Annotated in this window: 4 protein-coding genes and 1 tRNA gene; 1 reads left to right on the top strand and 4 read right to left on the bottom strand. The window is 67.8% G+C overall.

The window, feature by feature from the left end; translation table 11 throughout:
- Positions 1–74: 74 nt before the first annotated feature.
- The 4 genes from ACE3O8_RS05040 to ACE3O8_RS05025 form a co-directional block, all read right to left on the bottom strand.
- A complete protein-coding gene (locus ACE3O8_RS05040) occupies positions 75–1,523 on the bottom strand; it encodes a hypothetical protein (protein WP_374387436.1) in 1,449 nt (482 codons plus the stop codon).
- 46 nt (positions 1,524–1,569) lie between these two features.
- Positions 1,570–2,802, bottom strand: coding sequence for a tyrosine-type recombinase/integrase (locus tag ACE3O8_RS05035; RefSeq protein ID WP_374387434.1), 1,233 nt, complete (start codon positions 2,800–2,802; stop codon positions 1,570–1,572).
- A 212-nt stretch (positions 2,803–3,014) separates the two neighbouring features.
- Positions 3,015–3,088: transfer RNA gene (locus ACE3O8_RS05030), tRNA-Gly, on the bottom strand.
- Positions 3,089–3,198: 110 nt separating this feature from the next.
- Positions 3,199–4,308 (bottom strand): zinc-binding dehydrogenase, encoded by a 1,110-nt coding sequence (locus tag ACE3O8_RS05025; protein ID WP_374387432.1) that lies wholly within the window; start codon positions 4,306–4,308, stop codon positions 3,199–3,201.
- A gap of 258 nt (positions 4,309–4,566) precedes the next feature.
- On the opposite strand from ACE3O8_RS05025, the gene ACE3O8_RS05020 reads away from it, so the two are divergent.
- Positions 4,567–7,137, top strand: coding sequence for a hypothetical protein (locus ACE3O8_RS05020; protein WP_374387430.1), 2,571 nt, complete (start codon positions 4,567–4,569; stop codon positions 7,135–7,137).
- Positions 7,138–7,296 lie beyond the last annotated feature (159 nt).

Raw genomic sequence — 7,296 nt, 5'->3', positions numbered from 1 at the left:
TCACCCTGGAAATGGCGCCACTTGAAATCCGTCATCGTTCCGTCCGTCCAATCTCCGCCAAGCATGCTCAAGCTTCACGATTTTTGCAACAGAGCCATCAGGGGGGCCAGCGTTTCATCCAGGATCAGCAGCACCAGATCATCGGGCGTGTAATAGCTGCCCGAATTCTTGCGCGCGAAGATGTTGGGCCGGATATCGACTTCGCCGGTTTCAGGATCGCGGGTCAGCTCGAATTCCAGCAGCCGTTCATAGATGGACCCCAGCTGCTGCACCGAAAGATCGCGGTAATTGATGTAGCGGCGCTGGCCGTCCCGCCGTTCCCAGGAAAGAATGTCGATCGCTTCGGCCATCACGTCATCCGGCAGGGCAATCGCCTTCAGCAGCGGGGTTTGCGCGGCATTGAACAGGCCGCCGTTATAGGGCGGCAGGCCCACCGATGGATCGCCCTTGTCGATCATTTCCGCCAGATCGGCAAAGCGGTTCCAGTAAGTGCGGGCAACGCCGGAAAAACTGTCCCCGGCGTCCATGCGCTTGCCCACGTCCAGCCGCGCCAGCCGCAGGGCGTAATCGTCGAACCGGGCATCTTTCACCGGCAGCAGCCCGCGATCCTCGGCATACAGCACGAACAGCAGCCGATAGAGCAGGATCAGCGTTGCCTGCCGCACATCATCCAGCGGGGTTTCGGCAGGCGCCGCCCGCGCCACCGCCTTGCCCAGCGCGGGATAAAGCCGGGTGAACACAAGGTCCGACAGGTTGCGGGCCACCCGTTCTTCGTAAAAGCCCGCTTCCTTGCGGGCCGTGTCGTGGAAGCTGGGGGCGCTGGCCGTTGCCCGCTCGAACGCGGTGCGCGAAAACATGGCGGCAAACACCCGCAGCCAATGATCACGCTCTTGCCGGGTGATACCGGCATCCAGCAGATCGGTTTCCAGCCCCATGATCCGGGCCAGATCGATTTCCAGATAATCATCGATCGTGGAGCGCGCGCCCGCGAAATAGAGCCGCCACTTGGCCCCGTTGGTCAGCAGGCCCCAGCGCAATTCACCCTGGGTCAGATCGTCGATCCGCCGCAGGTATCGCAGCAGCTGGGTTGAAGGGGTGTCCTTGTCTGCCCCGGTTCGCCCTTCGGCCCGATCCAGCGCCCGGCCCCAGCGTTTGCTTTCCACCACCGCCGCGCCAAACTGATACCGCCGCCATTCTTCGGGGTGCCCATTGGCGCTGGCCTTCGCTTCGGCATCGATGAACAGCAGCCCGTCCGGCACGTCCACCCGCCCACTGGCGGAAAGATTCTGCTGGGTCAGATAATCCTGCCAGCCCAGCGCCTTCAGGATCGGCCACACCAGATCGCTTTCGGTGGTGGCTTCATTTGGCCTGCTGGCGTGGGGGAAACCCGCCAGGACAGCGGCCAGCCGGTCACGCAAGGCGGCCGCATCAACAGCCGCATAATGCGCGCTGCTGCAAATCCCTTCCACCAGATAGTCCTGGGTGAACAAGGCACCGGCGGAAAACAGCGTTGGATCAGTCACCAAAGGGGCTTAACCCGGCCGACGGATGCCGCCAAGGGCAATCCGTTCAGCCTGTCTTGCGGTCTGGAAAGGGCACGATATCGCCGCCCTTGCGCAGCGTATCCAGATAGTCGCTCCACCATTGCGCCATGTCCACGCGCTCGTTCCAGTGTGCGCCCCGGTGATAAGCGGCGCGCACCTTGTCGGTGTCGCCATGCGCCAGCGCGCGCTCGATCGCGTCCGGGTGCCACTTGCCGCTTTCGTTCAGCAGCGTGGAGGCCATGGCGCGGAAGCCGTGCGCCGTCATTTCTTCGGTGGAATAGCCCAGCCGTCGCAATCCGGCGTTGAGCGTGTTCTCGCTCATGGGGCGGGCGCGCGTCCGCACAGAGGGGAACACAAAGCCATCGGGGCCAGTGATCGCGTGCAAGTCACGGAACAGCGCCACCGCCTGCCGGGAAAGCGGGACATGATGCGCCTTGCGCATCTTCATCTTGCCCGCCGGGATGATCCACAGCGCGCCGTCCAGATCAAATTCGCCCCACTCCGCATGGCGCAGTTCACCGGGGCGCACGAACACATGCGGCGCGATTTGCAGCGCCAGCTTCGTGATGCCGCCGCCTTCATAGTCATCGATGGCGCGCAGCAGGCCGCCCACCTGCTTCGCGTCGGTGATCGCGCCATAATGCGTCACTGTTGGCGCCGTCAGCGCGCCGCGCAGATCGCGGGTCGGGTCTGATGCCAGCCGCGCCGTCGCCACCGCATAGCGGAACACCGCCCCCGTCAATTGCAGGCTGCGGCGGGCGCTTTCCAGCTTGCCCTTGCCTTCGATCCGGCGAATGGCCGTCAGCACGTCCGCCGGTTCAATCTCGCCAATGGGCAGTTTGCCGATCGATCCGCACACAAGTGAAAGCAGATACTCGCTGCGGATGGCGGTGGCAGGCGACCAGCCCTTCACACCGTCGCGCCTGCGCTTCTGGCAATATTCGTCGCAGATGGCCTTGAAGGTGTCGGCCGACTGAATGCGCGCCCGAACCTTGTCGCGCTGCTTCTCTCGCGACGGGTCTTTGCCGATGGCAATCAGTTCCCGCGCTTCCTCTCGCCGCCTGCGGGCTTCGCCCAGGCCCACTTCGGGGTAGGCGCCAAGCGCCAACAGCTTCTCGCGCCCTTCGATCCGATATTTCAGCCGCCACAGTTTCCCACCCGCCGGGGTGACAAGCAGGAACATGCCCGCACCGTCCGTCAGCTTGAAGGGCTTGTCGCCCGGCTTTGCGTTCCGGATTGCAATGTCTGTCAGGGCCATGGCGAAACCTGCTTTCCCCAGGGGCGCTACCCCCAATATACCCCGCCGCCTGGGGGTGCCTTTCGGGCCGTTTCGCCAATACCCCCCAATCATACCCCCAGGAATGGCGGCTAGACGCGAACATGGGCGAACGCTGGCGGCCCGTTAGTCGCTAAATACCTTGGATTTTCAGGGGGTGTCCAGACGAATATGAACGTCGGCGGACAGGGAAATGGAGCGGGTGAAGGGAATCGAACCCTCGTCGTAAGCTTGGGAAGCTTCTGCTCTGCCATTGAGCTACACCCGCGCATCCGGCTGGCGTTGTGCGCGGCCCGATTCCGGGCGGCGCGTCCCTGCCATGATCGGGGTGGGCGGTCAACCTGAGGGGCGGTCAACCGGGCGGCGGCGGGTTGTGCCCTAGCCCAGCACCACGATCTGGCGGATGGCGCGGCCGTCGGCCAGTTCGTCCATCAGGGCGTTGATGTCCGCCAGCGGGCTGACCGAGGTGAGCAGCCGTTCCACCGGCAGCCGCCCGGCCCGCCACAGCGCCAGATAGCGCGGGATGTCGCGCGCGGGGATGGACGAGCCCATGTAACTGCCCATCAGCGTCTTCGCGTCGGCCACCAGCGACACCGCAGGGATGGCCAGCATCTCCGCCGGATTCGGCAGCCCGACCGTGACGATGCGGCCGCCGCGCCGGGCGGCGGCATAGGCTTCGGCCAGCACGGCCGCGCGACCCACCGTTTCGATCACCACATCGGCCTTCGGCAGATCCCGCGCGGCATCCGGCGCAACGGCGACGGCCGCGCCCAGCTCCAGCGCCAGCGCGCGCTTTTCGGGCGAAGGGTCGATCGCCATCACCGGCTGCGCGCCGGCCGCCAGGGCGCCCAGCAGCGCCGAAAGCCCCACGCCGCCCAGCCCATAGACCAGCAGCGATTCGCCCGGCCGCACCGCCGCCGTGTTGAACACCGCGCCCACGCCCGTCAGCACCGCGCAGCCGAACAGGGCGGCGATCTCGGCGGGGATATCCGCGTCCACCTTCACGGCCGATCGGCGGTCGATCACGGCATGGCTGGCGAAGGCCGAAACGCCCAGATGATGCTTCACCGGCAGGCCCTGATCGTGCAGGCGCACGCCGCCGCGCAGCAGCCGCCCTTCCCCGTTCGCGGCGGCCCCGTTGGCGCACAGATACCCCTGGCCTGACAGGCAGGGCACGCATTGGCCGCAGGCGGGCAGGAACACCAGCACCACCCGGTCCCCGACGGCGAACTGCCCGTCGTCCGGGTCGCCCAGCGCCAGCACGGTGGCGGCCGCCTCATGGCCCAGCGCCATCGGCATCGGGCGCGGCCTGTCGCCGTTGATGACGGACAGGTCGGAATGGCACAGCCCCGCAGCCTCGATCTTCACCAGCAGTTCGCCGGGCTTCGGCGGATCGAGATCAAGCGCCTGCACGCTGAGCGGCGCGGCGCTGCCATAGGGCCTGTGGTGCCCGCCGCACTGGTGCAGCACGGCTGCGGTGATCTTCATCGGCGCTCTCCCCGTCGGCCCTCGATGCCCTGCACAAAGCAGATGTCGCCGCCGCAGGCCAGCCCGCGCCGCCGCCCGCCTGCTCAAGCCCGCCGCCCGGCAGCCGTCATGCTTGTGGACAACTGACAGCATCCGCTTGCGCTGCACCAGATATGGTATCAGTAGCTAGGGTTGCGACAACTGGTTGTTGGTGTCTGCGCAATAGGCCATGGCTTCCCCAGGGAGACACCGGGGCGCACTGGCGGGAGCGAATATCGGATGAGCCACTCGGCGCCTGGGTTTGAAGCAAAACGGCAATGGCCGCTGTGGGCGCTTGCCGCCGCCAGCCTGGCCTGGTTCCTGATCACCGTTTCGGCCAGTGCCAACATGCCGATCGCGCCGCCGGGCCAGTTGCAGCATCTGGCCGACCGGGCGACGATGATCTTCCCGCCGCTGATCGTGCTGCTGCTGATTGCTGCCTTCCTTCCCGCCCGCCGCAAGGGGATGGACATCGACGAGATCGAAATCCGGGTGGAAACAGCCGCGCGGGCGACGGCGGAACTGGAAGCGCAGCTGGGCCGGGTTCACGCCACGCTGGACGCCTGTGCCGACCGCGTCGAATCGCTGCGCGCCTCTGCCTCAGGAGAGGCGGATGGGCTGGCGGGCCGGGCCCAGGCGCTGGAAGTGGCGGCCGGCACCATGGCGCTGTCTGCGGGCGACATGGGCAAGGCGGCCAGCCAGCTGCAGGAGCTGATCCCCACCCTGTCGCGGCAGGCGCAGGAATCCGAAGCGGCGCTGAAGATCGCCGGCAGCGAGGCGCGGCGCAATATCGAGACGATGGAAGCCTCGCTCGCGCAGATCGCCGCCCATGGGCGCGACGCCGGGCGCGAAGCGGAAGCGATGCTGGCGACGATGCAGGGCCTGATCGCCCAGATCGACCAGAGCGCCGCCGAGACCACCAAGACCATCGCCGGCCGCGCCTATACGCTGGACGCCGCTGTGACGGGCGTGCTCGACCGGTCCGCCGAGGCCTTCGCCTCCATCGGGGAGACGCTGTCGGCCCAGTCGCGCAGCGTGGAGCAGATGATGTCCACCGCCCGCGCGGACCTCGACGCCTTCGGCACCGAGGGCACCCGGCTGGTTGGGCAGCGGCTGGACGTGCTGCTGGGTGCGGCGAGCCAGCTGAAGGGCCAGTTCACCGACCAGATCGCGGCCTCGCAGCAGCTGCAGCAATCGGCAGCGGCGGCCATCGCCGATATCGAGGCGCGGCTGGCCGCGCTGGCGCAGGCGCAGGCGCAGGCCTCTGCCGAGATCGCGGGCGAGACGGAAACGCGGGCGCGGCAGTTCGAGGACCGGCTCGCCGGCCTTGCCGAGCGGCAGCGCAGCGCCGACCTGGCGCAGCAGGAGCGGATGGCCGCCGGGCTGTCTCAGCTGGAGGCGCAGCTGGGCGAACTGGCGAGCCGGCAGGCCGACGCCGGGCAGCGGATGCAGGCGGCTCTCGCCGACACCATCGCCCAGGTGGAAGAGCGGCTGGAGGGGCTGAAGGCCCGCCAGACGGCGATGGGGCAGGAGATGGAGGAGGAGGCCGCGCGCCTCGTCAGCGGCGTCGAGCTGCGACTGGACGAGCTTCGCGTGCGGCAGCAGCAGCTCGCCTCCAGCATGGCCGCCGAGGCGAGCGCCAGCCTGGATCAGGTGGAGGGCCGCTTCGTCGACCTTGGCGCCCGCGCCGCAGACAGTCATGCCGAAACGGTGGAACTGCTGGGCCGCACGCTGAGCGCCGTTGCGGCGCTGGGGGATGCGCTGGAAGACAAGCAGGCCGCAGTTGGCGGGCTGGAGCAGCGGATCGCAGGCCTTGCCCCGGCCTTCGCCGGCTTTGCCGACGCCAGCGAATCCCGGCTGCCCGCCCTCGTCGGCGGATTCGAAACCGTTCAGGATCGCGCGCGCGACGTGCAGGCCCAGCTGGATGCGCTGGCCGACCGGATCGAAAGCCAGGTGGCGCTGCTGCGCGACAGCGCCGCCCAGTTCGAGCGGGACCATGGCGCTGTCGTCAATCTCACCCAGTCGCTGGCGGGCGAGTTCGAGACCGCGCGCGGCGTGGTGAACGAGATCCGCGACACCACCGAGCAGACCGCGATCGCCGCGGCCGCGCGCATGGTGGACAATGTGATGCAGGTGCGCGCCAGCGTGAACGCCACCGCATCCGAAGTGCAGACGCTGTTGTCCTCGGTGGTGGCGGAAGCCGAGCAGAGCCTGAACGAGTTCGCCACCACCCGCGCCGAGGCGGCCTTCGGCGCGCCGATCCGGCTCCAGATCGCCTCGCTGGAAGATGCCTCGGTCAAGGCGGCGGACGCGGCCGGGGAGGCTTCGGAACGGCTCACGGCGCGCCTTGTCGATCTGGTGAAGGTAATTTCCGAAACGGAAGCGCGGGTCGACGAAGTCGACACCCGGATGGACATCCGCGCCCGCGACACGCTGGCCGCCCGTTCGCAGCGCCTGCTGGAAAGCCTGAACACGGCCTCCATCGACGTCGCCCGGCTGCTGTCGGTCGATGTCGGCGAAAACGCGATGAAGCGCTATCTGGATGGGGACCGCAGCCTGTTCGCCCGCGCGACCGTCCGCATGGCCGACAAGGAAACCGCGCGCCGCATCGCCCGCCACTTCGTCCATGATCCGGACTTCGAAATGGAGGCGTCGCGCTATCTGGACCAGTTCGAACAGCTGATCCGGCGTGTGCTGAAGGACCCGGACGGCGAGGCCTTCGCGCTTGTGCTGCTCTCGTCCGATATCGGGAAGCTCTATGCGCTGATCGCCGAATCCATCGGCCGGCCGGTGGCGCGCAAAGAGGATTGAGCTGCGGCCGGGACCGCCCGCCCGTCAGAGGAAGGGCAGCGCCTTCGTGGCCCAAAAGGCAGCACCGGCGGTGATCGCGATGGCATAGGGCAACGGCGCGCCGGGCTGCAGCGGCCCGGGCATGCGCCCGGCCTCGAACCCGGCAAGGCTGAACCCCTT

The organism is Sandaracinobacter sp. (assembly GCF_041909755.1).
GTDB lineage: Bacteria > Pseudomonadota > Alphaproteobacteria > Sphingomonadales > Sphingomonadaceae > Sandaracinobacteroides.
The sequence above is the reverse complement of the archived record's forward strand: the minus strand, read 5'-3'. Positions and strand labels throughout refer to the sequence as shown.